Raw genomic sequence first — 23,739 nt, 5'->3', positions numbered from 1 at the left:
CTCAAGGCGTGTCGGCTTCGACCTCGGCCACCATGCCAAAGCGACGCAGCTTGACGTACAGGCTTTGGCGCGACAAACCCAGCATTTCCGCGGCCGAAGCGCGGTTGTTGTGGGTCAACTCCAGGGCCGATTCAATACACATGCGCTCGATGGTGTCCACCGTCTCACCCACAATGTCCTTGATCGGGCGGCGTCCGACCAGCTGCGACAAGTCAGCAAAGGGATTGGCTTGGCTTTGCGCCACCGACGCACCGCCTTGCAGGCGACGGTCCATGTCGCGCACAAAAAAGGCGTACATCGGCTCAGGGCGACTCAAGTAAACGGCCGACACCTCAACCGGCAAAGTCATGCCCGACAAGGTGCGCACTTCGGTGGCGAAATTGCGCACAGGCAACTGCTGACGCAAGCTGGTGTTGAGCACCCCCCAGTCCACCGCACCGCGCAGCAGCCATCGCTCCATGCTCTGGCCCACCACTTGCGACGAAGCCGTCAGACCCAGCAAAGCCATACCCTCTTCGTTCACACTCTTGATCAGGCCCGAGGTATCGGTCAGCAGCCAGCCATCCGGGAAGCGTTCCATGGCTTCGCTCAAAGCCGCCGAAGACCCGGCATCGTGCAAAGTCGCTGCAGCGGTTTCTCGTGTGACCAGACGGACCAAAAACTGCGCCCCGCCCTCTTGGCGGAACACCGTGGCCGACACGGTCCAGGCCGAGGGCAAGCCCGCCACGCGGGCAGAGCACATTTCAATGCGGCCGGTGGCCAAGGCCGTGCGCAGCAAAGACTGCACCTCTGCCTGGCTGTCGCCTTCAAAACATTCGCGCACATCGCGCCCCACCAGGCGTTTGCCCGCATCCTTGAGCAGGGCTTGCGCCCCCACATTGGCCTCCAGAACGCGCTGGGTGCTGGCATCCACCATCAGCACCGCCTCGGACGAGGTGTCAAACAGCACGCGATAGCGCGCCTCGATGTGGCGCAAGCGCAAATAATCGCGCTCCATGGACTGCTGGGTTTCAACCAGTCGGCGCTGCAACTCGGCCAGACTCTCCAAGTCACGACCCAAGGCCAGCAATTTGCCAGCCCCCAGCGGCAAAAGCACATATTGCAAAGCCACCTCATTGCCCAAGGGCGACATGTGGTTCACATGCCGCCAACGCATCAGATCGGGTGTGCCCTTTGACTGGAGCATTTCCTGGATTTTGATGCGGCTTTCCGTGGTCACGGTATCGATCCAGCGGCGTCCGACCCAAGCCTGGCAGCCCAAGGCGGCCAAGGTGTCACGCCCGGTCGACACGTCCTCGATCACCCCTTGGAGGTCCATGACCAGGGTGACGTCCGACACCACACCCAGCAACTGGGAAAAGGTGGAGGGGTCCAGAGAGGGTAGCTTCATGTTGTAAACCAACTGCGTTTGAGTATCAGGAAGTTGACACTTGGATTTGTCATACAAGTATAGGCTGATATAAGGAGAAAAATGCTTGCCCTTGCAGTTTCAATGTCATGAAACGCACACAAGGGACCATTTCAGCTCACAGTCACACAAGGCATGGCTTGTGTCACACGAGCCACCACGGCAGGCGCGTCATCGGCCAGCACATCGGCAGACAAACCCTGAAGACGCTCCGGTGCAACAAAGGCCATGGGCCCACCCACAAAAACACGCAAGCCCATGTTGTCCGACCCCTCGCGTAGCGCGGGCAGCAAGGCGGCCAGAGTGTCCAGATGGCGGTCTGTGCTCACCGAGATGCCCACCGCGTCAAACCAGTCCGACTGGAACAGGCGCTTGAACTCGTTCACATCCTGCGGCACGCCCACGGTCACAAGCCAGCCTGCGCGCTTGAAAAATTCGCTGAGCATGAACAAGCCCATGCTGTGCTGAGCGCCCGGCTCGGTCAGTAAAAGCAAGCTCCAGGGTTGGCGCTGCGCGGGCGTTTCTTGTAAAAACTCGCTGCTGAAGTCGTGCAGCAGCTGCTGCAAATGGGCCGACGCGATGGTGGTCATGGCGAAATCCAGCCGGTCGGAGCACCACCAATCCCCCAGCATTCGCGCACAAGGCGTGATGCCTTGCAAATAGATGTCCTCCAGCGACTGACCCTGGCGCTGCCAGCCAAACACCACTTGCCGCGCTGCGTCCAAGCCCTGCAGGCAAGCCTGCGCCAGGATCTGGATTTGTGCCAAATCGAGTGCCGACTTGCCAGTAAAGCTGGTGCCCCCACCAAACGGGGTCCGACCGGCGCACCTTGGCGCATGGCTTCAGGCAAGGCATGGCGAGAGGGCTCGGCCTGGGGCGGGGACTGTGCAGTTTCTGGATTGAATTGCGCCATGACAAGCACCGATCATCAGGAGGGATACACCAGCGGCAGGCTCCGGGGCTTCGGAGTGCTCGTCGCAAGAAGTGCGCGGTGAGAGACCCTTTAAAAGACCTCACTGAACGCAGGTCCGAGTGTGATTCGATTTTAACGTCTTGTATTTAGTGTAAACCCTGACATCCAAAATATATGTCAATTTATGTTGACACACTGTATGTCCAGACTTACATTCAAAGCCAAGCCCCGCTCACACAAGGTTCCCCATGCCCGATTCCAGCCCCCAGGTTTTGTACACGCCAGCGCAACGCGCACGGCGTGACGCGACCCGTTGGACGCTGGTGCAAGGCGTGCTGGCCCCGGTGCAATTCCTGATTTTCGGCATCAGCCTGTACCTGGTGTTGAACAGTTTGCAAACCGGCGAACACACCGACTGGGCGCTGGCCTCGGTGGTGATCAAGACTTTGGCGCTCTACGCCATCATGATCACCGGCGCCATCTGGGAAAAAGTGGTGTTTGGCCAGTACCTGTTTGCCCCTGCCTTCTATTGGGAAGACGTGGTCAGCATGGGTGTTTTGGCCCTGCACACCGCCTACCTGTGGGTCTGGTGGCAAGGCGTGTGGAGCCCCACCGACCAGCTGATGCTGGCCCTGGCCGCTTATGGCAGCTACGCCATCAACGCCGCGCAATACATCCGCAAACTGCGCATGGCGCGGCTGCAAAAACAACCCTCATCCACCTCTTTGCCCGATACGGGCGCACAGGCCAGCACATGAGCACTGTCATCCCGATCCGCGCCGAAACCTCCGCTGCAACCGCTGGTTGCACCGACGTCGTGCCTTTGGTCGAACGCGGCCAGCGCGAGGTGTTTTGCGGCCTCACCGGCATCATCTGGATGCACCGCAAAATCCAAGACGCCTTCTTTTTGGTGGTGGGCTCACGCACCTGTGCCCACCTGATCCAGTCTGCTGCGGGTGTGATGATTTTTGCCGAGCCCCGTTTCGGCACCGCCATCATCGACGAGCGCGATTTGGCGGGCTTGGCCGATGTGCACGAAGAACTCGACCGCGTGGTGGGCCAATTGCTGGCGCGCCGCCCCGACATCCGCTTGTTGTTCTTGGTGGGTTCTTGCCCGTCTGAAGTCATCAAGCTCGACCTGTCGCGCGCGGCCGAACGCCAAAACCAAATTCACCACCCCAAGGTGCGTGTGCTCAACTACTCGGGCAGCGGCATCGAAACCACTTTCACCCAAGGCGAAGACGCCTGTCTTGCGGCCATGGTCCCCGGCCTGCCCGCCAGTGCCCCCGACACAGCCCCTGCCCTGATGGTGGTGGGCACCTTGGCCGACGTGGTCGAAGACCAGATGCGCAGCCTGTTTGAGCGCATGGGTCTGCAAGTCAACTTCTTCCCACCGCGCAACAGCCAGGCCATGCCGGTGGTTGACCCCAACACCCGCTATTTGTTGGCCCAGCCCTTTTTGGCCGACACCGCCCGCGCCCTGCAGTCGCGCGGCGCTCAGCACTTGCCCGCTCCGTTTCCGCTGGGCGTAGAAGGCACAACCGCTTGGCTGCAAGCGGCAGCGACCGAGTTTGGTGTGGCCCCCGAGGTGTTTGAACAAGCCACCGCCGCGCCCCGCCAGCGCGCCGAAAAAGCATTGGCCGTGCAGCGCCAGATGCTGCAAGGCCAGCGCATCTTTTTCTTCCCCGACTCACAGCTCGAAATCCCGTTGGCGCGCTTTGTGAACCGCGAACTCGGCATGGACTTGGTCGAAGTGGGCACGCCCTACTTGCACCGCCAGCACATGGCCGAAGAACTCGCGCTCCTGCCCGCAGGCACCCGCATCAGCGAAGGCCAAGACGTGGACTTGCAGCTGGACCGCTGCATCGCCGACGCCCCCGATTTGGTGGTGTGTGGCCTGGGTCTGGCCAACCCACTCGAGGCCCAAGGCATCACCACCAAGTGGGCCATCGAGTTGGTCTTCACCCCCATTCAGGGCTATGAACAAGCGGCCGATCTGGCCGGTTTGTTCAGCCGCCCCCTCAAGCGCCGCCTGAAGTTGGCCGCATAAAGCGCAGGAACACACCATGCAACTGACGCTCTGGACTTACGAAGGACCGCCCCATGTGGGCGCGATGCGCGTGGCCACCGCCATGACAGATGTGCACTACGTGCTGCACGCCCCGCAAGGCGACACCTACGCTGACTTGCTGTTCACCATGATCGAGCGCCTGCCGCGCCGCCCGCCCGTCACCTACACCACCTTCCAGGCGCGTGATCTGGGCGGCGACACGGCAGAACTCTTCAAAGACGCGGCCCGCCAAGCCATGGCGCGCTTCAATCCTGCGGCCATGTTGGTGGGCTCGTCCTGCACCGCCGAACTGATCCAGGACGACCCGGGCGGCCTGGCCCAAGCCCTGAAGCTGACCATTCCCGTGGTGGCCCTGGAGCTGCCGTCTTACCAGCGCAAAGAAAACTGGGGCGCGAGCGAGACCTTCTACCAACTGTGCCGCCACCTGGTGCACAAGCCTGCTGATGACACTGCCAAGGCAGCCAAGGCACGACCCACTTGCAACATCCTCGGCCCCAGCGCCCTTGGTTTTCGCCACCGCGACGACGTCAAAGAAATCACCCAACTGCTGAACCAACTCGGTGTGGACGTGGCGGTGGTCGCACCCCTGAGTGCCAGCGTGGCCGATGTGCAAAAACTGGCCGAAGCCGACTTCAACGTGGTGCTCTACCCCGAAATTGGCCTGGCCGCCGCGCAATGGCTGCAACGCCAGTTTGACCAGCCTTACACCAAGACCGTGCCCCTGGGCAGCCACGCCACGCGCGACTTCATCGCCGAAGTCTGCGCCCTGACGGGCCTGCCGGTGCCAGGCCAAGACCCTGAGCACGCCCACGCCCCTTGGTACGCCAAGTCGGTCGACTCGACCTACCTGACTGGCAAGCGCGTCTACATTTTTGGCGATGCCACCCATGTGGTGGCCGCTGCCCGCATCGCCAGCCAAGAGATGGGTTTTGAGGTGGTGGGCCTGGGCAGCTACAGCCGCGAATTTGCCCGCGAAGTGCGCGACTGCGCCAAGCGCCACGGCGTCGAAGCCCTGATCACCGATGACTATTTGGAAGTCGAAGACCAGATCAACGCGCTGCAGCCCGAGCTGATTTTGGGCACCCAAATGGAGCGCCACATCGCCAAGCGCCAAGGCATTCCCTGCGCGGTGATTTCGGCCCCGGTGCATGTGCAGGACTTCCCGGCCCGCTACGCTCCGCAAATGGGTTTTGAAGGCGCCAATGTGCTGTTCGACACCTGGGTGCACCCGCTGATGATGGGCCTGGAAGAACACCTGATCGGCATGTTCCGCGAAGACTTCGAATTCCACGCAGGCGCTGCGCCTTCGCACTTGGGCAGCACACGGCCTGCGGCCGAGAATGTAGCCCCTGTCGCTGCGAACCAAGCTGGACCTGCCGCAAGCCCAGCGCCCATGGCAGTTTCGCAAGCAGCCGCCAGCACACCAGCACCCCCATTAGCGACCGACAGCGTCAAAGCCAAAGGCTTGACCAGCGACGGCGTCCAAGCCGTCGCCGCCCCCGCCCAAGCCGCTTCGAACCAGGCCACCTGGAGCCCAGAAGCCGAAAAGGAGCTGGGCAAGATCCCGTTCTTTGTGCGTGGCAAAGCCCGCCGCAACACCGAGCGATTTGCCCAGGACCTGGGCGTGGCAACCATCACCGTGGAGACGCTCTACGATGCCAAAGCCCATTTCAGCCGGTAAGTCCAGCAACACCCAAGCACCTCGCATGAGCGTGGTGCTGCTGACCATGGACAGCCACCTGGCCAGCGCAGCCGAGAGCGCGGCCGAGCGCCTGGCGCGCGACCTGCCGGGCCTGCACCTGCAAACGCACAGCGCCTCGGCCTGGCGCGACAGTGAGACCGCCCTGGCCAACTGCCTGGCCGCCGTGGCACAAGCCGACATCGTCATCGTCACCATGCTCTTCATGGAAGACCACTTCATGCCCGTGATCGACGCGCTGCAGGCGCGCCGCGAGCATTGCGACGCCATGGTCTGCATCATGTCCGCCCCGCAGGTCACGCAGCTCACCCGCATGGGCAAGCTGGTCATGGGCCGCGAGTCGTCTGGCCTGATGGCTTTGCTGAAAAAGCTGCGCCCCACAGCCAAAAACAAAGACACGGGTTCTGAGACCGGCGCGCCCTCGAGCGCCGGGGCCAAACAAATGGCCATGCTGCGCCGCTTGCCCAAGCTGCTGCGTTTCATTCCCGGCACCGCGCAAGACCTGCGCCTGTTCTTCCTGACCATGCGCTACTGGTTGGCCGGTTCCGAGCACAACATCGAGCACCTGGTCAAAACCCTGGTGCACCGCTACGCCCAAGGCCCCCGCGAACCCCTGCGCGCTATGGCCCAGCCGGAAGACCCGATCGAATACCCCGAGGTGGGCCTGTACCACCCGCAGATGAAAAACCGCATCAGCGAACAGCTGAGCGACCTGCCCGGTCACGGCCGCAAAGACCAGCCTGCCGTGGGCTTGCTGCTGCTGCGCTCGTATTTGCTGGCGGGCAACACCGCGCATTACGACGCCGTCATCCACTCGCTGCAAGCACGCGGCCTGCGCGTCATTCCCGCCTTCGCCAGTGGCCTCGATGCCCGCCCGGCGATGGACCACTTCTTTAAGAACGGCGGCGATTCCAAAATCCAATCGCTGGTCTCGCTCACCGGCTTCTCCTTGGTGGGTGGACCGGCCTACAACGACGCCAGCGCCGCCGAAGTGGCTCTGAGCGAACTCGATGTGCCCTACATCGCTGCGCACCCACTCGAATTCCAATCCATCGAACAATGGGGTGGCTCCACACGCGGCCTGCTGCCGGTGGAAAACACCATCATGGTGGCCATCCCCGAACTCGACGGCTCCATCTTGCCCATGGTCTATGGCGGACGCCCTGGTCCTGCCGGTCAAACCTGTACCGGCTGCGACAAGCGCTGCACCTTCCCTACTGGCCCGCGCAGCCAAGACATGTTCACCTGCACCGAGCGCACCGAGATGCTCACGGCCCGCGTCGAGCGTTTGGTGCGCCTGCGCGACAAACCCCGCGCCGATCGCAAGCTGGCCATCGTGCTGTTCAACTTCCCACCCAACGCGGGCAGCGTGGGCACGGCCGCGTATTTGTCGGTGTTCCAGTCGCTGTTCAACACCTTGCAGCGCCTGTCGCTGGAAGGCTACCGCGTCAATCTGCCTGAAAGCGTGGACGACCTGCGCAACCGCTTGCTGCATGGCAACGCCAGCCAGTACGGCACCCAGGCCAATGTGCTGCACGCCATCGAAACCGGCCACCATGTGCAAAACGAACGCTGGTTGAACGAGATCGAAGCTCAGTGGGGCCCCGCCCCCGGCAAGCACCTGACCAACGGCCAGTCGATCTTTGTGCTCGGCGCGGACTTTGGCCAGGTGGTGGTCACGGTGCAACCGGGCTTTGGCTACGAAGGCGACCCGATGCGCCTGTTGTTTGAAACCGGCTGCGCCCCCACCCACGCTTTCAGCGCGTTTTACCGCTACCTGCGCGACGACTACGCGGCCGACGCGGTGCTGCACTTTGGTACGCACGGTGCGCTCGAATTCATGCCCGGCAAACAAACCGGCTTGTCGGCCCAGTGCTGGCCCGACCGCCTGATCGGCGCGCTGCCCAATATTTACCTGTACGCCGCCAACAACCCGTCTGAGGGTGCGCTGGCCAAGCGCCGCGGTGCGGCCACGCTGGTGAGTTACCTCACGCCATCGCTCACCCACTCGGGTCTGTACAAAGAGTTGGTCAGCCTGCAGCAGTCGATCGAGCGCTGGCAGCAAATGGGTCCCGATCAAGCCCAAGACCGCGAAAGCCTCACGAGCCTGATCCGCGAGCAAGCCCAAAGCATCGACCTGGCCGTGCCCACCGCCCAGGGTGATGCCACCGCCTGGATCGAGCAGCTGCAAAACCAGTTGCTTGAACTCGAATACGCGCTGATTCCTGAAGGCCTGCACGTCATGGGCCAGGCCCCTACCCGCGAACAGCGCCTGGGCACCCTCAAAGTCATGGCCGACGCCATGGGTTTGACTGCCGCACAAAACGCTGCCCTCATGGAAGCGCTAGTGGACGGCGCCAGCGAAGCGCAGCTGAGCGCACAGTTCAACACCGATCTGCCCGCTGGCGACAAAGCCCAAGCCGAGACACTGCGCCAACTGGTGCGCAGCAATCAATTGCTCGGCGAAGACCATGAAATGCAAGGCCTGATGCGCGCGCTCGATGGCCGCTACCTGCAACCCGCCCCCGGCGGCGACCTGATCCGCAACGCCAACGTGCTGCCCACCGGCCGCAACCTGCACGGCCTGGACCCCTTCCGCATGCCGTCTGCCTTTGCTGTGCGCGACGGCCAGCGCCAGGCCGAAAAGCTGTTGGCCCGCTACCAGCAAGACCACCAGGCCCTGCCCGAAACCGTGGCCATGGTGTTGTGGGGCACCGACAACCTCAAGACCGAAGGCAGCCCAATGGCGCAAGCCTTGGCCTTGATGGGCGCCGCGCCGCGCTTCGACAGCTACGGCCGCTTGGCCGGTGCACAACTGATTCCCTTGGCCGAACTGGGTCGCCCGCGCATCGACGTGGTCATCACCTTGTCGGGCATCTTCCGCGACCTGCTGCCCATGCAGATTCGCCTGCTGGCCGAAGCGTCGTTTCTGGCCGCCAGCGCCGATGAACCCGCTGATCAGAACTTCATCCGCCAACACGCGCTGGCCTTCATGGCCGAGCACCCAGGCAGCGACCTCGAATGCGCCTCGCTGCGGGTGTTTGGCAACACCGAAGGCGCGTACGGCGCGAATGTGAACCACCTGATCGACAGCAGCTGCTGGGAAAACGAAAACGAATTGGGCGACGCCTTCACCCAGCGCAAAGGCTTTGCCTATGGCCGCGAAGGTCGCCCGGTGCGCAACACCGCCGTGCTGCAAAGCGCGCTGGCCAGTGTTTCACTGACCTATCAAAACCTCGACTCGGTCGAGCTGGGCGTGACCAGCATCGACACCTACTTCGACACCTTGGGCGGCATCAGCCGCGCCGTGCTGCAAGCCAAGCACCAGCGCGACGGCAACGCGGCCGAAGCCCCACCGGTGTTCATCGGTGACCAGACGCAAGGCGACGGTGTGGTGCGCAGCCTGACCGAACAAGTGGCCCTGGAAACCCGCAGCCGCATGCTCAACCCCAAGTGGCACGAAAGCATGTTGCAACACGGCTACGAGGGCGTGCGCCAAATCGAAGCGCACCTGACCAACACCATGGGCTGGTCGGCCACCACAGGGCAAGTGCAGCCCTGGGTGTACCAACAGCTGGCCCAGACCTTTGTGCTGGACCCCGCCATGCGCGAGCGCATGGCCCAGCTCAACCCCACCGCATCGGCCAAAGTGGCCAACCGCCTGCTGGAGGCCACCCGCCGCCAGTACTGGCAACCCGACGCCGAAACCATGACAGCTTTGCTGCGGGCCGGTGAAGAACTTGAAGACCGCCTTGAAGGCATACAAGAAGGACTCCCAGCATGATCGAGACCACCAGCATTCCTGTGAACAGCATCCAGCGGGTTCGCGGCGCAGACGGCGAAGGCAGCGTGCAGTTCCAGATGGACCCCACCGTCAAGATCGGCACCGCCAAAGTGTTTGCGGTCTACGGCAAAGGCGGCATTGGCAAAAGCACGACGTCGTCGAACCTGTCGGTCGCCTTCAGCAAGCTGGGCAAGCGCGTGCTGCAAATTGGCTGCGACCCCAAGCACGACTCGACCTTCACCCTGACCAAAAAGCTCATGCCCACCGTGATCGACGCGCTCGAAACGGTGGACTTTCATGCCGAAGAGCTGCGCCTCGATGACTTCGTCTTCAAAGGCTACAACGGCGTGATGTGCGTCGAGGCCGGCGGCCCGCCCGCAGGCACCGGCTGCGGCGGCTATGTGGTCGGTCAGACCGTCAAGCTGCTCAAGGAACACCACCTGCTCGAAGACACCGACGTGGTGATTTTTGATGTGCTGGGCGACGTGGTGTGTGGCGGTTTTGCTGCGCCCCTGCAACACGCCGACCGCGCCCTGATCGTGACCGCCAACGACTTCGACTCGATCTTCGCGATGAACCGCATCGTGCAAGCCATCGGGGCCAAGGCCAAAAACTACAACGTGCGTTTGGGCGGCGTGATCGCCAACCGCAGCGACGCGACCGACCAGATCGACAAATACAACGCGGTCACGGGCCTGAAGACCATGGCGCACTTCCCCATGCTGGACGAGATCCGCAAGAGCCGTTTGCAAAAGTGCACCTTGTTCGAGTTGGAGCCCACGCCTGCCGTCAAAGCCGTGCAAGACGAGTACATGCGCCTGGCCGCTGCGCTTTGGCTGGGCGCCGACCCGCTCCCGTCCATCCCGATGAAAGACCGCGACATTTTTGACCTGCTGGGTTTTGACTGATCCACACGCCAAAACACGCACCGAAAGCAAGCCATGAACAGCACCACCGCCTACGAACAACGCCGCAGCCAGATCGAGCACTACTTTGACCGCACCGCGGCCGATGCCTGGGCTCGCCTGACCTCGAACGAGCCAGTAGGCCGCATCCGCGCCACCGTGCGCGCCGGGCGCGACACCATGCGCGAGACGCTGCTGTCATGGTTGCCGCAAGACCTGCGCGGCCAGCGCGTGCTGGATGCCGGTTGCGGCACCGGCGCACTGGCCCTGCAAGCGGCGCTGCGCGGGGCCGAGGTGGTGGCGATTGATTTGTCGCCCACCTTGGTCAAGCTGGCCGCCGAGCGCATGGCCGCCGAACACCCCAAGATGCCGGGCTCGGTGGAATTTTTGTCAGGCGACATGCTCAGCCCCGATTTGGGCCATTTCGACCATGTGGTCTGCATGGACTCGCTCATTCACTACGACAGCGACCAAATCGCCGAAGCGTTGGCCGGTTTGGCGCAGCGCACACGCGGCTCCATGGTTTTCACCTTCGCGCCACGCACGCCCCTGTTGGCCTTGATGCACAGCGCGGGTCGCCTGTTTCCGCGCAGCGACCGTTCGCCCTCGCTCTCGCCCGTGGCGCACGCCGATTTGCTGCAGCGCATGCAGGGCCACATCGACCTGCAGGGCTGGCAAGGCGCACGCATGCAGCGCGTGGCCAGCGGTTTTTACACCTCGCAAGCCTGGGAGTGGACCCGCTCATGAAACTGCGCGTTCCCATGCCCCGCTGGTTCACGGCCTACGGCACGCGCTTCATGCCGTTTGCCGACGCGGTCTCGCCCGAGCTGCCGATGGCGCGCCTCTTGCGCCTGTCGCTGTTCCAGGTGGTGATCGGCATGGTGACCGCTTTGTTGGTGGGCACGCTCAACCGGGTGATGATTGTCGAGCTGCAGGTGCCCGCATGGTGGGTGGCGCTGGCTGTCGCCATTCCCATGGTGTTTGCGCCGCTGCGCACTTTGATTGGCTACCGCAGCGACACACACCCCTCGGCGCTGGGCCTGCGCCGCATTCCCTATATGTGGACCGGCACCTTGCTGCTGTTTGGCGGCCTGTCCATCATGCCTTTTGCATTGTTGCTCTTGTCCGAGCCCGATGCCGCGAACCTGTGGGTGGGCCAGCTGGGCGCATGCCTGGCCTTTGTGATGGTGGGAACCGGCATCCAAGTGACGCAGACCGCCGGCATGGCCCTGGCGCACGACCTGGCCACCGACGACAAACGCCCCCGCGTGGTGGCCCTGCTCTACAGCATGCTGCTGGTGGGCATGATCATCAGCAGCGCGGTGTTTGGACTGGTACTGAGTGACTTCAGCCCGCAAAAACTCATCCAGCTGGTGCAAGGCTGCGCCGTGATGGTGGCGGTCATGAACCTGGCCTCGCTGTGGAAACAAGAGGCACGCCAAGCCAAGCGCGGCCGCCGCGAAGCCGGTGGCTTTGCCCACAGCTGGCGCGAACTCATGGCCGAACCCCAGATGCGCCGCTTTTTGTGGACCCTGGGCATCGGCACCTTCGCCTTCAACATGCAAGACATCGTGCTGGAGCCCTACGCGGCCGAGATTTTGAAACTCGACGTGGGCGCGACCAGCGCCTTGACGGCCTTGAGTGCCGGTGGCGCTTTGCTGGCTTTCTTGTTGTCAGCCCGCTGGCTGTCAGGCGGCATGCACGCTTGCCGCTTGGCCAGTCTGGGTGTGCTGCTGGGTTTGCCCGCATTTGCGATGGTGATTTTTTCGGGTCCGCTCGAAGCGGCCTGGATGTTCCGCATCGGCGTGGGCCTGATCGGTTTCAGCGGCGGCCTGTTTTCGGTGGGCATGCTGGTCACCGCCATGGGCATGGCCCAAGACGGCAGCCCGCTCGGCAAACTCGGCGGCCTGGTGATGGGCACTTGGGGCGCGGTGCAAGCCACCAGCGCAGGCGCGGCGATGGCACTGGGCGGGGCTTTGCGCGACGGCGTGTCGGTGCTGGCCATGTCGGGCGCTTTGGGCGAGGTGCTGGTCACCCCCATCACCGCCTACAGCTTCGTCTACCACCTGGAAATGTATTTGTTGTTTGTCGTGCTGGTGGCCTTGGGTCCCATGTTGCGCGCCAGCCGCTTGGAAGCCAGGGCTAAAGCCCAGAGTCCCAGCACCCCCTCAACCCCATTTGGCCTGGCACAACTGCCGGGCTGACGCACAGATTTTTTGAAGGAGCACAGCCATGGAAACAGGCGCTATCACACAGTACATCGATGTGGCCCAAATCGTTTTGTACATGTTCTGGGCATTTTTTGCCGGGCTGATTTATTACCTCTTGCGCGAAAACCACCGCGAGGGCTACCCCATGGACTCGGGCCGCGAGAACGGCCCCAAGATCGAAGGCTGGCCACCCGTTCCCGAGCCCAAGGCCTTCAAAACCCAAGACGGCCACACTTATTTGTCGCCCGATCTGGCCCGCCCTGACGGCACGTACAGCGGCCAGCCAACACACGGCTGGAACGGCGCGCCGCTGGAGCCCGTGGGCGACCCACTGCTCGCAGGCGTGGGCCCGGGTGCCTGGGCCATGCGTGCCGACATTCCTGACGCGGACCCACACGGTCACCCCAAAATCGTGCCCCTGCGCGTGGCCACCGACCACTCGGTCGCCAAGCAAGACGTCGACCCCCGTGGCCTGCCGGTCTGGGGCGCAGACAAAGCAATCGCCGGCACCGTGGTCGAGCTCTGGGTAGACCGCATGGAGATGATGTTCCGCTTCGCCGAAGTGCAACTGGCAGGCTCCGACAAACGCGTCTTGCTGCCCATGACTTTTGCGCGCATCAAGAAAGACGGCACCCATGTGCAAGCCATCCTGGCGCACCAGTTTGCCAACGTGCCACAAACCAAGTCGAACGAACAGATCACCCTGCTCGAGGAAGAAAAGATCACGGCTTATTACGGTGCAGGCACCTTGTACGCGACGCCTGAGCGTCAGGAACCCATCATATGAAAGCCACACACGAACACGAGTGGGAAGCCTCCCCCGGCTTGCCCAGCGCCCTGCCCAAGGGCGAGCGCGTGGTCTGGCAGGGCGCGCCCGACTGGAAACGTCTGGCCATCCACGCGTTTCATGTGCGCAAAGTCGCGTTGTACTTTGCGCTGATGCTGGCCGTGCAAGCGATCAACCTGACGGCCCCTGACAGCGGCACTGGCTGGAAGCCCCTGACCGAAGTTGACTGGAAACCCTTGGCCGTGGCCGCCAGCCTCTACGCCCTGGCCTTGGCCCTGCTCTTGGGCTCGGCCTGGATGTCGGCGCGAAGCACGCTCTACACCCTCACCAACAAAAGGGTGGTCATGCGCATCGGCATTGTGCTGACGCTGACCTTCAATTTGCCCTTTAAACGCATCGCAGGCGCATCTTTGAAGGCCCAAGGCGCGGGCACTGGCGACATCGCGCTGGCTTTGCACCCCGAAGACCGCATTGGCTGGGCCCATTTGTGGCCACACCAACGCGCCTGGTACATCACACAACCGCAACCCACCTTGCGCTGCGTGCCCAACAGCACACAAGTCGGTGAGCAACTGCTGAACCTGTGGCGCGCCGAACGTGCAGGTCAAAGCTTGCACTTGGGTGATACGCCTGTTGGCGAATCCGCCCACACACCCACACAGGGCATGTTGGTATGAACACCCTGCCCAAGCACGGCTGGCAGGACAGCTCACCCGTCCCTCAAACCCAGGGCCTGAACCGGCCCATGGCCTGGATCGGCGTGATGCTGCTGGCCATGTTGGTGGCCGTGGGTCTGGCCCGCTGGTCGGGCCTGGACCCGCGCACACCCGACGCCGCCGTGCAGTGGCAACGCGACCTGCAATTCACCGATATGCCCAGTGGCGACATCGCCGTGGTCGACGTCCGCACGGGCGAGCAGGTGGCCCAGTTCTCGGGTGAACAAGGCTTTTTGCGCAGCACCTTGCGGGCACTCGCCCGTGAACGCCAGCGCGAAAGTCTGGGCAAAGAGGCCCCCTTTTTGTTGATCGGCCGCACCGACGGCCGCCTGACCTTGCAAGACCCCAGCACCGGCCAGCGCATTGACCTGGAGTCCTTTGGCCCCACCAACGCCGCCGTGTTTGCCAGCCTTCGATTGGCTGGCACAAAGACCCCCTGATACCGAATCAACCTGACTTGGAGCTCCCCATGAACGCCACCGCCATACAAGCCATCGAAACCGCTGAAGACGCCAACAAAAAGGCCGTGCACGACGACATGATCAGCCCGCGCTTTTACACCACCGACTTTGCGGCCATGGACCGCATCAACATCGAGCCGGTGCGCGCCGAGTGGGACAAGATGATGGCCGAGTACGAGGGCGACAACAACCACGACCACTTCCAGCGCGACGAGGCCTTTGCTGGTGAAGTCGCTTCTGGCATGGCCAGCCTGTCGCCAGAAATGCGTCAGGAGTTCATGGACTTTTTGGTCAGCTCACTCACGTCGGAATTTTCCGGTTGCGTGCTCTACAACGAGATCCGCAAAAACGTCTCCAACCCCGACATCAAGCAGCTGATGACCTACCTGGCACGCGACGAATCGCGCCATGCGGGCTTCATCAACCTGTCGCTGCGCGACTTCAACCTCGGCATCGACTTAGGCAACTTGAAGCGCACCAAGAAATACACCTTCTTCAAGCCCAAATACATTTACTACGCGACCTACCTGTCCGAAAAAATCGGCTACGCGCGCTACATCACCATCTTCCGCCAGCTCGAAAAGCACCCCGAAAAACGCTTTCACCCCATTTTTCGCTGGTTCGAGTTGTGGTGCAACGACGAGTTCCGCCACGGCGAATCGTTTGCCCTGATCATGCGCGCCAACCCCAAGCTGCTGAGCGGCGGCAACAAGCTGTGGATCCGCTTTTTCTTGTTGGCCGTGTACGCCACCATGTACGTGCGCGACCACACCCGCCCCATGCTGCACGAAGCCATGGGCCTGGATTCGAGCGAATACGACTACCAGGTGTTCCGCATCACCACCGAGATCACCAAGCAGGTGTTCCCGCTGGCGCTGGACACCGACCACCCGGACTTCCGCCGGGGTCTGGAGCGGCTGTTCGCCATTTCGCAAGCCATGGAAAAAGCCAAGGCGCGTGGCGGTCTGGTGGGCAAGCTGCAACAAGGCGTGTGCGCCGCCCAAGCGGCGGCCACTTTTGCCCGCCTGTATTTCATGCCCGTGATTGATCAAGACCTGTCGCCCCAGGTCCGCATGGAACCGGCATGGTGAATGAAGTTGTTTGGGCTTGCGTTTTCACGGCCCTGTGCTGGTGGCTCGGCACAGGCGTTATTTTGTGGCTCGATCGGCTGCCTGTGCGCAGCTTCCGTTTCAGCCTGGCGGGCTGGACGGTGCTTTTGGCTTTGAGTTTTTGGGGCGTGGCCCACAGCATGCAAGAGGTCAGCGTGTACAATGCCTACCTGGCCTTTGGCAGTGTCATCCTCATGTGGGGCTGGCACGAGCTGGCATTCCTCACCGGCTGGATCACCGGCCCGCGCAAAACGCCACTGGATGCGGGTGCCACGGGCTGGTTGCGCTTTGTGCAGTCGGTGCAAGTCATGCTGTACCACGAGCTGGCTTTGCTGGCGAATTTTGCTGTCTTGTGGTGGATGCAAGAAGGACAAGCCAGTCATGTCGCCATTTGCACCTATGCGCTGCTGTGGTGCATGCGCTTGTCGGCCAAACTGAATTTGTTTTTTGGCGTGCCACAAAACGGCGCGCAATACCTGCCCGATCACCTCAAGTACCTGGCCAGTTATTTCCGCACCACCACCGGCATGTCGCTGTGGTTCGTGCTCTCGATGGGCGTGGCCATGGGCACCTGGTTTTGGCTGGTGTGGCTGGCGCAACAAGGCGCTGTGGCCATCACCACCGGCTGGGTCATGCTGGCCACGCTGCTCGGGCTGGCCATCGTTGAACACATCATCATGATTTTTCCTTGGCCACTGGAGCGGCTGTGGGGTTGGGCCATGGGCCAGACCAACAAACCGGCTTTGACCACACCCCCTTGAAGGCCTCCATGAACACCCTGACCCTCACCCCCGCCCTGCGCGCCGATGGCTTTGACACACCGAGCATCCCACCGCGCCCCAGTGCCGGTGAGCTGAGCCGCACACCACAGCGCCCGGTGGCGGTGGTCATTGGCAGCGGCTTTGGTGGACTGGCAGCGGCCATCCGTCTGAGCGTCAAAGGCTACGAGGTCAAAGTCTTCGAAAAACTCGACGCCCCCGGTGGCCGCGCCTATGTGCACCACCAAGACGGCTTCACCTTCGATGCGGGCCCCACCATCATCACCGCGCCCTTTTTGCTTGAAGAACTCTGGGCGCTGTGCGGCAAAAGCTTTTCAGACGATGTGAAGCTGGTGGCCATGGACCCGTTTTACCGCGTGCGTTTTGCCGACGGCAGCTGGTTTGACTACAACGGCGACGCCGAACACATGCGCGCCGAAGTGGCGCGCTTTGAGCCCTCAGACTTGGCGGGGTACGAGCGCTTTTTGGAAGAAGCCGAGCGCTGCAAGACCCTGGGTTTTGAGGGCATGGGCGACATGGCTTTTGACAAGGTCAGCGATCTTGTGGCTGCCATCCCCGACTTCTTGCGCATGGGCGCTTGGCGCAGCCTCTACAGCCTGGTGGCCAAACACATGCGCAACGACAAGCTGCGCATCGTGATGAGCTTTCACCCACTGTTGATTGGCGGCAACCCATTTGCGGTGACTTGCGCTTATGCGCTCATCAATTCGCTGGAGCGCACCTGGGGTGTGCACTCTGCCATGGGCGGCACCGGCGCCATCGTCAAAGGCTTGGTGGGCTTGCTGCAAGAGCGCGGCGTGCCGGTGCGTTGCAACGCCCCCGTCACGCAAATCCGCATTGAAAACGGTCGCGCCTGCGGCGTGGAACTGCAAAGCGGCGAGTTCGTGCCCGCCGACATCGTGGTGAGCAACGGCGACACCGCTTGGACTTACAAAAACCTGGTGGCCCCCGAGCACCGCCGCGTCTGGACCGACCGCAAGATCGCCAACGGCAAATACTCCATGGGCCTGTTTGTCTGGTACTTCGGCACCTCCAAGCAGTACAAAGACGTGCCGCACCACATGATGGTGCTGGGTCCGCGCTACAAAGGCTTGCTGCAAGACATCTTCAAGAAACACAAATTGGCCGAGGACTTCAGCCTCTATTTGCACCGCCCCACCGCCACCGACCCCTCGTTGGCCCCCGAGGGCTGCGATACCTTTTATGTGCTTGCGCCCGTGCCGCACCTGGACAGCGGCACCGACTGGCCCGCCTTTGCCGAGACCTACCGCGCAGCCATTGCCGAAAGCTTGGAAGCCAGCGTGCTGCCGGGCTTGCGCGATTGCATTGTGACCAGCAAGGTCACCACGCCGCAGGATTTCCACGACAACTTGTGGTCTTACAAAGGCGCGGGCTTTGGCCTGGAGCCTTTGCTGCTGCAAAGCGCCTGGTTTCGCCCACACAACCGCAGCGAAGACGTGCCAGGCCTGTTCGTCGTGGGCGCCAGCACGCACCCGGGCGCGGGTGTACCGGGTGTGTTGATGTCTGCCAAAGCTTTGGAAACGGTGGTTCCCCATGTCAACGCCTGAACGCAACCCCAACGCCGTGAGCTTGCCCGAACTCGACTTCGACTCGCAAGACCTGCAGGCCTGCGTGGCCATGATGCAAGGGGGCTCCAAAACCTTTTTTGCGGCCAGTCGCTTGCTGCCGCCCCGCGTGCGCACTGCCGCCATCGCACTCTATGCGTTTTGCCGTGTGGCCGACGACCTGGTGGACGAAGCCGTGGCGGGCGATACCCCGCTCGATGTGCTTCTGGAGCGTCTGGACGCCATTTACGCGGGTACACCGCACGACCACGTCGAAGACCACGCCCTGAGTCTGGTAGTGCAGCAGTACAAACTGCCGCGCCATTTGCTGGATGCCTTGATCGAAGGCTTTGCCTGGGACGCGGGGGGCCGCACTTACGACAGCATCGAAGACGTGCACGCCTATGGCGCCCGAGTAGCAGGCAGTGTGGGCGCGATGATGAGCTGGATCATGGGCCCGCAAAGCATGGACACATTGGCCCGCGCTTGCGAGCTGGGCGTGGCCATGCAGCTCACCAACATTGCACGCGACGTGGGACACGATGCCAGCATTGGCCGGCTGTATTTGCCGCGCCGCTGGCTGATCGAAGCCGGCGTGCAACCCGAAGCCTGGATGGCCCAACCCACCTTCACGCCCGCCATCGCGCAGGTGGTGGCGCGTTTGCTGGACGAAGCCGATCGCCTGTACAAGCAAGCGCATTCGGGCATCGCCGCTTTGCCGCCCGACTGCCGCGCCGCCATTTGCGCGGCCAGCATGATCTACGGCGAAATCGGTCACCAGCTTCGCCGCGACGGATTGGACTCGGTCAACAAACGCACCGTGGTCAGCACCACGCGCAAGCTCATGCTGTTGGCCAGCGCTTGGACCCAGGTGCACTGGATCCGCGTGAGCGACCACAACCCAGAGCCACTGGCATCCATCGTGGGCCTGGTGCAAGGCTGCCAAGCTGCGACACAGCAAACCGGCAACAAAGCTTATTTCCCCAACCGCGCCATGCCCCAGCGCGTGGCCTGGATGCTCAATTTGTTTGAACGCCGCGAAACCGAGCGTCTGGACCGCAACGCGCTGCACCAAACGCCATGAGCACAACACCATGAGGGTTCCCAGCTACAGCATCAATGTGCGTCTGCTGTATGTGAGCCGCGCCGTCGGCCCACAAACCACCACCATGACCACAACCATCCTGGCACAGGCACAAGCCAACAACCCCGCGCAAGGCATCACAGGCGTGCTGTGTCAGGGCCAGGGCTTTTTCTTTCAAGTGATCGAAGGCGAGCGCAGCCGCGTCAATGCGCTGTACCGGCGCATCTGCGCCGACACCCGCCACCAGCATGTGGAGATCCTGCACTTCGAAGAAATCCATGAGCGCCGCTTTGGCCAATGGTCTATGGCACTTGTGCACCTGTCGGTCGACGACCCCATGGTCAGGCTGCAGCACCCCGACTTTGACCCCTATTCGGCCACTGGAGCGCAGGTCATGCAGCAGGTGATGGATTTGCTGGAGGCGGGTCAGCCGATTCGGATACCTGCGAATTGAACGGTTCGGAATAACCGAACAGCAGCGGCAAGCGTCAAGGTCCCGCATTGACAGCGGGTGTACCCGAGCGATCGACCCCTGATAAACCCGGCACAATCTCGCTCTTTTCAATCATTTCGCGCTCTGAAGCGCGTATCGCATGAGTTTGCAAACAAGTGTTGGATGGGCTTGGCCCGTCTTTGCCCAAGGCCTGTTTTTGGGCCTGGGCCTGATCGTGGCCATTGGGGCGCAAAACGCCTTTGTCTTGCGCCAGGGCTTGCGGCGTGAGCATGTGGGCAGCGTGGTGGCTTTTTGCGCGGTAGCCGATGCGGTGCTGATCACGGCGGGTGTGTTCGGCATGGCGCAGGCGCTGGGCGACAGGCCCATGCTGGCGCGTGGTCTAGCTTTGGGCGGTGCAGTGTTTTTGGCCGTGTATGGCTGGCGGGCGCTGCAGCGGGCGCGGCACATCAGTGCGCTGGATGTAACAGCGTCAAGCCCAACTCTGAGCCGAGGGGCGGCGCTGGCGCAAGCGGCGGCATTCACCTTGCTCAACCCACATGTTTACCTGGACGCGGTGCTGCTGGTGGGCAGCATCGGCGCGCAGCAACCTGCCCCTTTGCAGGGCTGGTTTGCAGCCGGTGCCAGTGCGGCCAGTCTGTTGTGGTTCAGCGCCTTGGGCTTTGGTGCCCGTTGGCTGGCGCCCTGGTTTGCCCGCCCCCGCGCCTGGCGGGTGCTGGACGGGCTGATCGGCGTGACCATGTGGGTGCTGTCGGCCCTGTTGGTGCGCCACGTGGTGAACGGGCTTTGAGATCTTTAAAACTGATGGAAATAAAAAATTTGACTTTTATTTCAAATGAGAATATATTCGTACATTGTTCTGCTTTACCCGCATGAACAACACGCAGATGGCTCACAAGGCGTCTGCTTCGGCATCGATTGACTTCGAACACCGTGTCCTGTTGAGCTGCAGGTCATGGCATTTTTCTCACAGCTCTGCGTCAGCCCCTGGATGGTTGACGACTCGATTGATTTTGATTTCTCCGATTACCACCCGCACGGGCGCCCAAGTCGCTTCGCCCCCGACACACCCTTTTTGCACCGGCCTTGGCCGAACCACCGCTGCCGCGGCTTTGCGCCAGACTCGGCCTGCTTTGCAAGGCCTAGACCTGACGCCTGCCCTGCACCGCACGGCTTGTGCTTTCACCCAACATGCTGCGCGCTGCGTCCTCGACACCACGCGCGACTGGCTGCAAAACAGCCCCAGCCCCGAACAAATGCGCTAAGGCCTCACGGCCCTTGGTGCGTTTCCATGCGGCTTCCCGGCTTTGGCCAGGCAACCGCTTTTTCCTGCATGTCGGCCTCGTTTTGAAGCCGCCACGCCACCTCTCTGAAAGGCTCAACCATGAGCAGCAAAATTTACGTGGGCAACTTGCCCTACACCATCGACGACGCCAGCTTGCGTCAAAACTTTTCTGAATTTGGCGGCGTGCTGTCGGCCAAAGTCATGATGGACCGCGACACCGGTCGCTCAAAAGGTTTCGCCTTTGTCGAAATGTCCAGCGCCGAAGAAGCCCAAGCCGCCATCACCGGCCTGAACGGCATGTCGGTCAGCGGTCGCTCGATCGTGGTGAACATCTCCAAGCCTAAAGAGCCGAGCACCGGCTACGGCAGCGGTTACCGCGACACACGCAACTGATCTGATTCAGTCGCCCACAAAAAAGCCGCTTCACAGCGGCTTTTTTGTGGTCGGGGCTTTTTGTCCAACCCCAGGGCATGAGGCGGTTTACTTGCGTGGACGCTTGGGGCGGTTGAACCAGTTGGCCAGCATGAACAGGCCAAAAACCACGAACATGATGATGAGGATGTGTTTGATTTCCATGGTGAGTCCTTGAGTTGCGAGTTGATCTGGTGAACGACGTGGGAATAGATTATGCAGAGTCGGCAGGCTGGCGTACAGAGGGGGGCTTTGAACGCAGCAAAGGTCCGATGGCCCACAAGGTCATGCCCAGCAAAAGGATTTCGATGGCGTAAACAGCCGAGTACCCCATGACAGGACTGCTGATCAGCGCCACACCGTCACGCACCAAGCCGCCTGCGGCCATGCCCACACCAGCGGCCGTGGCCTGGACGGCCCCCCAGGCACCCATGGCCAAACCGATCTGGCCAGGCGGGGCCAGCTGCATGGAGGCGGTGAGGGTGCCGTGTGCAAACAAACCACCCCCCAAACCAATCAGGAAAATGCCCAGCACAAACAAGGCGGGCATGGCCAGAGGACCAGAGGCAATGACGGCAGCAAAGGCGGGCAAACCAATCCAGGCGCCCCAGCCAGACATGCGGTAGGCATCGCCACCGCGCCCCAGCACACGCGAGGCCCAGGCAAAACCCATCAGGCCGCCCAGCGCCAAGGTAGCCGAGAGCAAGGTGGTGCTGGACACGCTCATGTGCAAAATCTCGCCGCCATAGGGTTCGAGCAACACGTCTTCCATGGTGAAGGCCATGGTGCCCAAGCCCACCGCCAGCAAACGCCGCAGGGTGTGGGGCCCTTGGCAAAACAGGTGCCAGGCTTGCGCAAAGCTGTGCTCGATGGGTGTGCCGGGTTTGCGCAAACGGCTGCGTGGCTCTTGCTTCCACAAGGCGATCACGTTCAGCACCAGCGTGGTCACGGCCACGGCCTGCACCACGCGAATCAGCTGGCCAGGGCTGTAGTCGTTCAGCAAATAGCCCAGCACCAAAGCGCTGCCGATCATGCCGATCAGCTGCATGACGTACATGAGGCCCACCACCTGGGGTTGGCGCTCGGGCGGAGCCAGGTCGGTGGCCAGGGCCAGGCCTGCAGTTTGCACCGTGTGCATGCCCAAGCCCACCAACAAAAACGCGCCCGCCGCGCCCAACTGGCCGACCCAGGCTGGCGCTTGGCTGGCCTGCCCAGCACCGGCGAGCACCAACAGCGCAAAAGGCATGATGGAAAAACCGCCAAACTGCAGCAAGCTGCCCATCCAAATGTAGGGCACGCGCCGCCAGCCCAGCTGGGAGCGGTGGTTGTCAGAGCGAAAACCAATGAGCGCACGCAAGGGTGCAATGAGCAGGGGCAGCGCCACCATGAAGGACACCAGCGTGGCGGAGACTTTGAGCTCGACGATCATCACGCGGTTGAGGGTGCCCACCAGCATGACCATGGCCATGCCGACAGAAATTTGAAACATTGACAAGCGCAGCAAACGCGACAGCGGCAAGTCATCGCTAGCGGCGTCGGCAAAGGGGAGAAAACGGGGACCCCAACTGGCCAAAGCCATACCCCAGTTGCTGCGATTTTTGGTGGTGTTCATAAATCAAGAGAAAGACCAGGCGCTTGCGCGCCTGGCCGTTCGGGCTTTCACCCTTTACTTCTTCACCGCAGCATCCGCAGCAGGCGCTGTCGCAACCACTTTGGTACCACCGTTCAAGAAGCTTTTCACCCAGGTGGTGTTCGTCGTCAGAGCCAAGTGCACGCTGAAGGACGAGATCGCCACAGCCGCAATGAACACTGGAATACCAACCGAAGGCTTCACCACACACCACATTTTCGAGTAGATCATGATGAGTCTCCTTTACTTGAGCCAGGGTGAATAGATGTAGGCCAGCAGGTGAGCAAATGCGGCAATCATGCCGAAAATCTGCGTACCCTGGATGAGATTGCGGTGAATCTCTTCCGATTCGGCCTCGGTCAGTCCCGTTGGCCAGACTTTGTCTGAGTTAGACATAGTTTTCTCCTTGCAGAAGACGTGCACGGCCCGCACGAGGGCTATTCTTGGCCACCACGGCCAGGAATGGGGGTG

At 62.1% G+C, this 23,739-nt stretch carries 23 protein-coding genes; 18 read left to right on the top strand and 5 right to left on the bottom strand.

Features of this window, described 5'->3' with window-relative positions; all coding sequences use genetic code 11:
- Position 1 precedes the first annotated feature (1 nt).
- Both ppsR and ACZ5SR_RS06310 read right to left on the bottom strand, forming a co-directional pair.
- A complete protein-coding gene (ppsR, locus tag ACZ5SR_RS06315) occupies positions 2-1,390 on the bottom strand; it encodes a transcriptional regulator PpsR (RefSeq protein WP_464450708.1) in 1,389 nt (462 codons plus the stop codon).
- Positions 1,391-1,521: 131 nt separating this feature from the next.
- On the bottom strand, positions 1,522-2,175 hold the full coding sequence (locus ACZ5SR_RS06310) for a cobalamin B12-binding domain-containing protein (RefSeq protein WP_464450707.1): 654 nt from the start codon (positions 2,173-2,175) through the stop codon (positions 1,522-1,524).
- A 394-nt stretch (positions 2,176-2,569) separates the two neighbouring features.
- On the opposite strand from ACZ5SR_RS06310, the gene bchF reads away from it, so the two are divergent.
- The 18 genes from bchF (at position 2,570) to ACZ5SR_RS06220 (ending at position 21,620) form a co-directional block, all read left to right on the top strand.
- Positions 2,570-3,079, top strand: a complete 510-nt coding sequence (bchF, locus tag ACZ5SR_RS06305) for a 2-vinyl bacteriochlorophyllide hydratase (protein ID WP_464450706.1) — start codon at positions 2,570-2,572, stop codon at positions 3,077-3,079.
- Positions 3,076-4,371 carry a ferredoxin:protochlorophyllide reductase (ATP-dependent) subunit N gene (locus tag ACZ5SR_RS06300; RefSeq protein WP_464450705.1) on the top strand — a complete coding sequence of 432 codons (1,296 nt, stop codon included), beginning with the start codon at positions 3,076-3,078 and terminating at the stop codon, positions 4,369-4,371. Before bchF ends, ACZ5SR_RS06300 begins: the two co-directional genes overlap by 4 nt.
- Positions 4,372-4,387: 16 nt before the next feature.
- Positions 4,388-6,073 carry a ferredoxin:protochlorophyllide reductase (ATP-dependent) subunit B gene (bchB, locus tag ACZ5SR_RS06295; protein WP_464450704.1) on the top strand — a complete coding sequence of 562 codons (1,686 nt, stop codon included), beginning with the start codon at positions 4,388-4,390 and terminating at the stop codon, positions 6,071-6,073.
- Complete coding sequence (locus ACZ5SR_RS06290) at positions 6,048-9,875, top strand: magnesium chelatase subunit H (protein ID WP_464450703.1); 3,828 nt, start codon at positions 6,048-6,050, stop codon at positions 9,873-9,875. Before bchB ends, ACZ5SR_RS06290 begins: the two co-directional genes overlap by 26 nt.
- The gene (bchL, locus tag ACZ5SR_RS06285; RefSeq protein WP_019429120.1) at positions 9,872-10,783 is read left to right on the top strand and encodes a ferredoxin:protochlorophyllide reductase (ATP-dependent) iron-sulfur ATP-binding protein; all 912 of its coding nucleotides are present in this window, start codon (positions 9,872-9,874) and stop codon (positions 10,781-10,783) included. Before ACZ5SR_RS06290 ends, bchL begins: the two co-directional genes overlap by 4 nt.
- Positions 10,784-10,816: 33 nt before the next feature.
- Positions 10,817-11,527, top strand: coding sequence for a magnesium protoporphyrin IX methyltransferase (gene bchM, locus ACZ5SR_RS06280; protein WP_464450702.1), 711 nt, complete (start codon positions 10,817-10,819; stop codon positions 11,525-11,527).
- Positions 11,524-12,984, top strand: coding sequence for a BCD family MFS transporter (locus ACZ5SR_RS06275; protein WP_464450701.1), 1,461 nt, complete (start codon positions 11,524-11,526; stop codon positions 12,982-12,984). The genes bchM and ACZ5SR_RS06275 overlap by 4 nt, the downstream gene beginning before the upstream one ends.
- Before the next feature lie 28 nt (positions 12,985-13,012).
- On the top strand, positions 13,013-13,777 hold the full coding sequence (gene puhA / locus ACZ5SR_RS06270; RefSeq protein WP_464450700.1) for a photosynthetic reaction center subunit H: 765 nt from the start codon (positions 13,013-13,015) through the stop codon (positions 13,775-13,777).
- Positions 13,774-14,454, top strand: a complete 681-nt coding sequence (gene puhB, locus ACZ5SR_RS06265) for a photosynthetic complex putative assembly protein PuhB (RefSeq protein WP_464450699.1) — start codon at positions 13,774-13,776, stop codon at positions 14,452-14,454. The genes puhA and puhB overlap by 4 nt, the downstream gene beginning before the upstream one ends.
- Positions 14,451-14,933 (top strand): photosynthetic complex assembly protein PuhC, encoded by a 483-nt coding sequence (gene puhC, locus ACZ5SR_RS06260; RefSeq protein ID WP_464450698.1) that lies wholly within the window; start codon positions 14,451-14,453, stop codon positions 14,931-14,933. Before puhB ends, puhC begins: the two co-directional genes overlap by 4 nt.
- Before the next feature lie 29 nt (positions 14,934-14,962).
- The gene (acsF, locus tag ACZ5SR_RS06255) at positions 14,963-16,045 is read left to right on the top strand and encodes a magnesium-protoporphyrin IX monomethyl ester (oxidative) cyclase (RefSeq protein ID WP_464450697.1); all 1,083 of its coding nucleotides are present in this window, start codon (positions 14,963-14,965) and stop codon (positions 16,043-16,045) included.
- Positions 16,039-16,824 (top strand): putative photosynthetic complex assembly protein PuhE, encoded by a 786-nt coding sequence (gene puhE / locus ACZ5SR_RS06250; RefSeq protein ID WP_464450696.1) that lies wholly within the window; start codon positions 16,039-16,041, stop codon positions 16,822-16,824. Before acsF ends, puhE begins: the two co-directional genes overlap by 7 nt.
- Positions 16,825-16,832: 8 nt before the next feature.
- Positions 16,833-18,410 (top strand): phytoene desaturase, encoded by a 1,578-nt coding sequence (locus tag ACZ5SR_RS06245; protein WP_464450695.1) that lies wholly within the window; start codon positions 16,833-16,835, stop codon positions 18,408-18,410.
- Positions 18,397-19,491 carry a phytoene/squalene synthase family protein gene (locus ACZ5SR_RS06240; RefSeq protein WP_464450694.1) on the top strand — a complete coding sequence of 365 codons (1,095 nt, stop codon included), beginning with the start codon at positions 18,397-18,399 and terminating at the stop codon, positions 19,489-19,491. Before ACZ5SR_RS06245 ends, ACZ5SR_RS06240 begins: the two co-directional genes overlap by 14 nt.
- A gap of 10 nt (positions 19,492-19,501) precedes the next feature.
- On the top strand, positions 19,502-19,945 hold the full coding sequence (locus ACZ5SR_RS06235) for a BLUF domain-containing protein (RefSeq protein ID WP_464450693.1): 444 nt from the start codon (positions 19,502-19,504) through the stop codon (positions 19,943-19,945).
- A gap of 139 nt (positions 19,946-20,084) precedes the next feature.
- Positions 20,085-20,732, top strand: a complete 648-nt coding sequence (locus ACZ5SR_RS06230; protein WP_464450692.1) for a LysE/ArgO family amino acid transporter — start codon at positions 20,085-20,087, stop codon at positions 20,730-20,732.
- A gap of 217 nt (positions 20,733-20,949) precedes the next feature.
- Positions 20,950-21,207 (top strand): hypothetical protein, encoded by a 258-nt coding sequence (locus ACZ5SR_RS06225; RefSeq protein ID WP_464451149.1) that lies wholly within the window; start codon positions 20,950-20,952, stop codon positions 21,205-21,207.
- Between the two features lie 119 nt (positions 21,208-21,326).
- Positions 21,327-21,620 carry an RNA recognition motif domain-containing protein gene (locus tag ACZ5SR_RS06220; protein WP_019425964.1) on the top strand — a complete coding sequence of 98 codons (294 nt, stop codon included), beginning with the start codon at positions 21,327-21,329 and terminating at the stop codon, positions 21,618-21,620.
- A 232-nt stretch (positions 21,621-21,852) separates the two neighbouring features.
- Here ACZ5SR_RS06220 and ACZ5SR_RS06215 read toward each other — a convergent pair whose 3' ends face one another.
- From ACZ5SR_RS06215 to pufB, 3 genes are read right to left on the bottom strand one after another with little or no spacing between them, the layout of a single operon-like run.
- A complete protein-coding gene (locus ACZ5SR_RS06215; protein ID WP_464450690.1) occupies positions 21,853-23,250 on the bottom strand; it encodes a PucC family protein in 1,398 nt (465 codons plus the stop codon).
- A gap of 54 nt (positions 23,251-23,304) precedes the next feature.
- The gene (locus tag ACZ5SR_RS06210) at positions 23,305-23,499 is read right to left on the bottom strand and encodes a light-harvesting protein (protein ID WP_464450689.1); all 195 of its coding nucleotides are present in this window, start codon (positions 23,497-23,499) and stop codon (positions 23,305-23,307) included.
- 12 nt (positions 23,500-23,511) lie between these two features.
- Positions 23,512-23,664 (bottom strand): light-harvesting antenna LH1, beta subunit, encoded by a 153-nt coding sequence (gene pufB, locus ACZ5SR_RS06205; RefSeq protein WP_019429105.1) that lies wholly within the window; start codon positions 23,662-23,664, stop codon positions 23,512-23,514.
- Positions 23,665-23,739: the final 75 nt, after the last annotated feature.

Source organism: Limnohabitans sp. TEGF002 (genome assembly GCF_055395845.1).
Note: the sequence above shows the minus strand (reverse complement) of the source record. Positions and strands in the feature narration are given on the sequence as shown.

Coding starts and splice junctions, on each gene's coding strand:
- ppsR (WP_464450708.1), bottom strand. CDS start 1,390: ATGAAGCTACCCTCTCTGGACCCCTCCACCTTTTCCCAGTTGCTGGGT.
- bchF (WP_464450706.1), top strand. CDS start 2,570: ATGCCCGATTCCAGCCCCCAGGTTTTGTACACGCCAGCGCAACGCGCA.
- ACZ5SR_RS06300 (WP_464450705.1), top strand. CDS start 3,076: ATGAGCACTGTCATCCCGATCCGCGCCGAAACCTCCGCTGCAACCGCT.
- bchB (WP_464450704.1), top strand. CDS start 4,388: ATGCAACTGACGCTCTGGACTTACGAAGGACCGCCCCATGTGGGCGCG.
- ACZ5SR_RS06290 (WP_464450703.1), top strand. CDS start 6,048: ATGCCAAAGCCCATTTCAGCCGGTAAGTCCAGCAACACCCAAGCACCT.
- bchL (WP_019429120.1), top strand. CDS start 9,872: ATGATCGAGACCACCAGCATTCCTGTGAACAGCATCCAGCGGGTTCGC.
- bchM (WP_464450702.1), top strand. CDS start 10,817: ATGAACAGCACCACCGCCTACGAACAACGCCGCAGCCAGATCGAGCAC.
- ACZ5SR_RS06275 (WP_464450701.1), top strand. CDS start 11,524: ATGAAACTGCGCGTTCCCATGCCCCGCTGGTTCACGGCCTACGGCACG.
- puhA (WP_464450700.1), top strand. CDS start 13,013: ATGGAAACAGGCGCTATCACACAGTACATCGATGTGGCCCAAATCGTT.
- puhB (WP_464450699.1), top strand. CDS start 13,774: ATGAAAGCCACACACGAACACGAGTGGGAAGCCTCCCCCGGCTTGCCC.
- puhC (WP_464450698.1), top strand. CDS start 14,451: ATGAACACCCTGCCCAAGCACGGCTGGCAGGACAGCTCACCCGTCCCT.
- acsF (WP_464450697.1), top strand. CDS start 14,963: ATGAACGCCACCGCCATACAAGCCATCGAAACCGCTGAAGACGCCAAC.
- puhE (WP_464450696.1), top strand. CDS start 16,039: ATGGTGAATGAAGTTGTTTGGGCTTGCGTTTTCACGGCCCTGTGCTGG.
- ACZ5SR_RS06245 (WP_464450695.1), top strand. CDS start 16,833: ATGAACACCCTGACCCTCACCCCCGCCCTGCGCGCCGATGGCTTTGAC.
- ACZ5SR_RS06240 (WP_464450694.1), top strand. CDS start 18,397: ATGTCAACGCCTGAACGCAACCCCAACGCCGTGAGCTTGCCCGAACTC.
- ACZ5SR_RS06235 (WP_464450693.1), top strand. CDS start 19,502: ATGAGGGTTCCCAGCTACAGCATCAATGTGCGTCTGCTGTATGTGAGC.
- ACZ5SR_RS06230 (WP_464450692.1), top strand. CDS start 20,085: ATGAGTTTGCAAACAAGTGTTGGATGGGCTTGGCCCGTCTTTGCCCAA.
- ACZ5SR_RS06220 (WP_019425964.1), top strand. CDS start 21,327: ATGAGCAGCAAAATTTACGTGGGCAACTTGCCCTACACCATCGACGAC.
- ACZ5SR_RS06215 (WP_464450690.1), bottom strand. CDS start 23,250: ATGAACACCACCAAAAATCGCAGCAACTGGGGTATGGCTTTGGCCAGT.
- ACZ5SR_RS06210 (WP_464450689.1), bottom strand. CDS start 23,499: ATGATCTACTCGAAAATGTGGTGTGTGGTGAAGCCTTCGGTTGGTATT.
- pufB (WP_019429105.1), bottom strand. CDS start 23,664: ATGTCTAACTCAGACAAAGTCTGGCCAACGGGACTGACCGAGGCCGAA.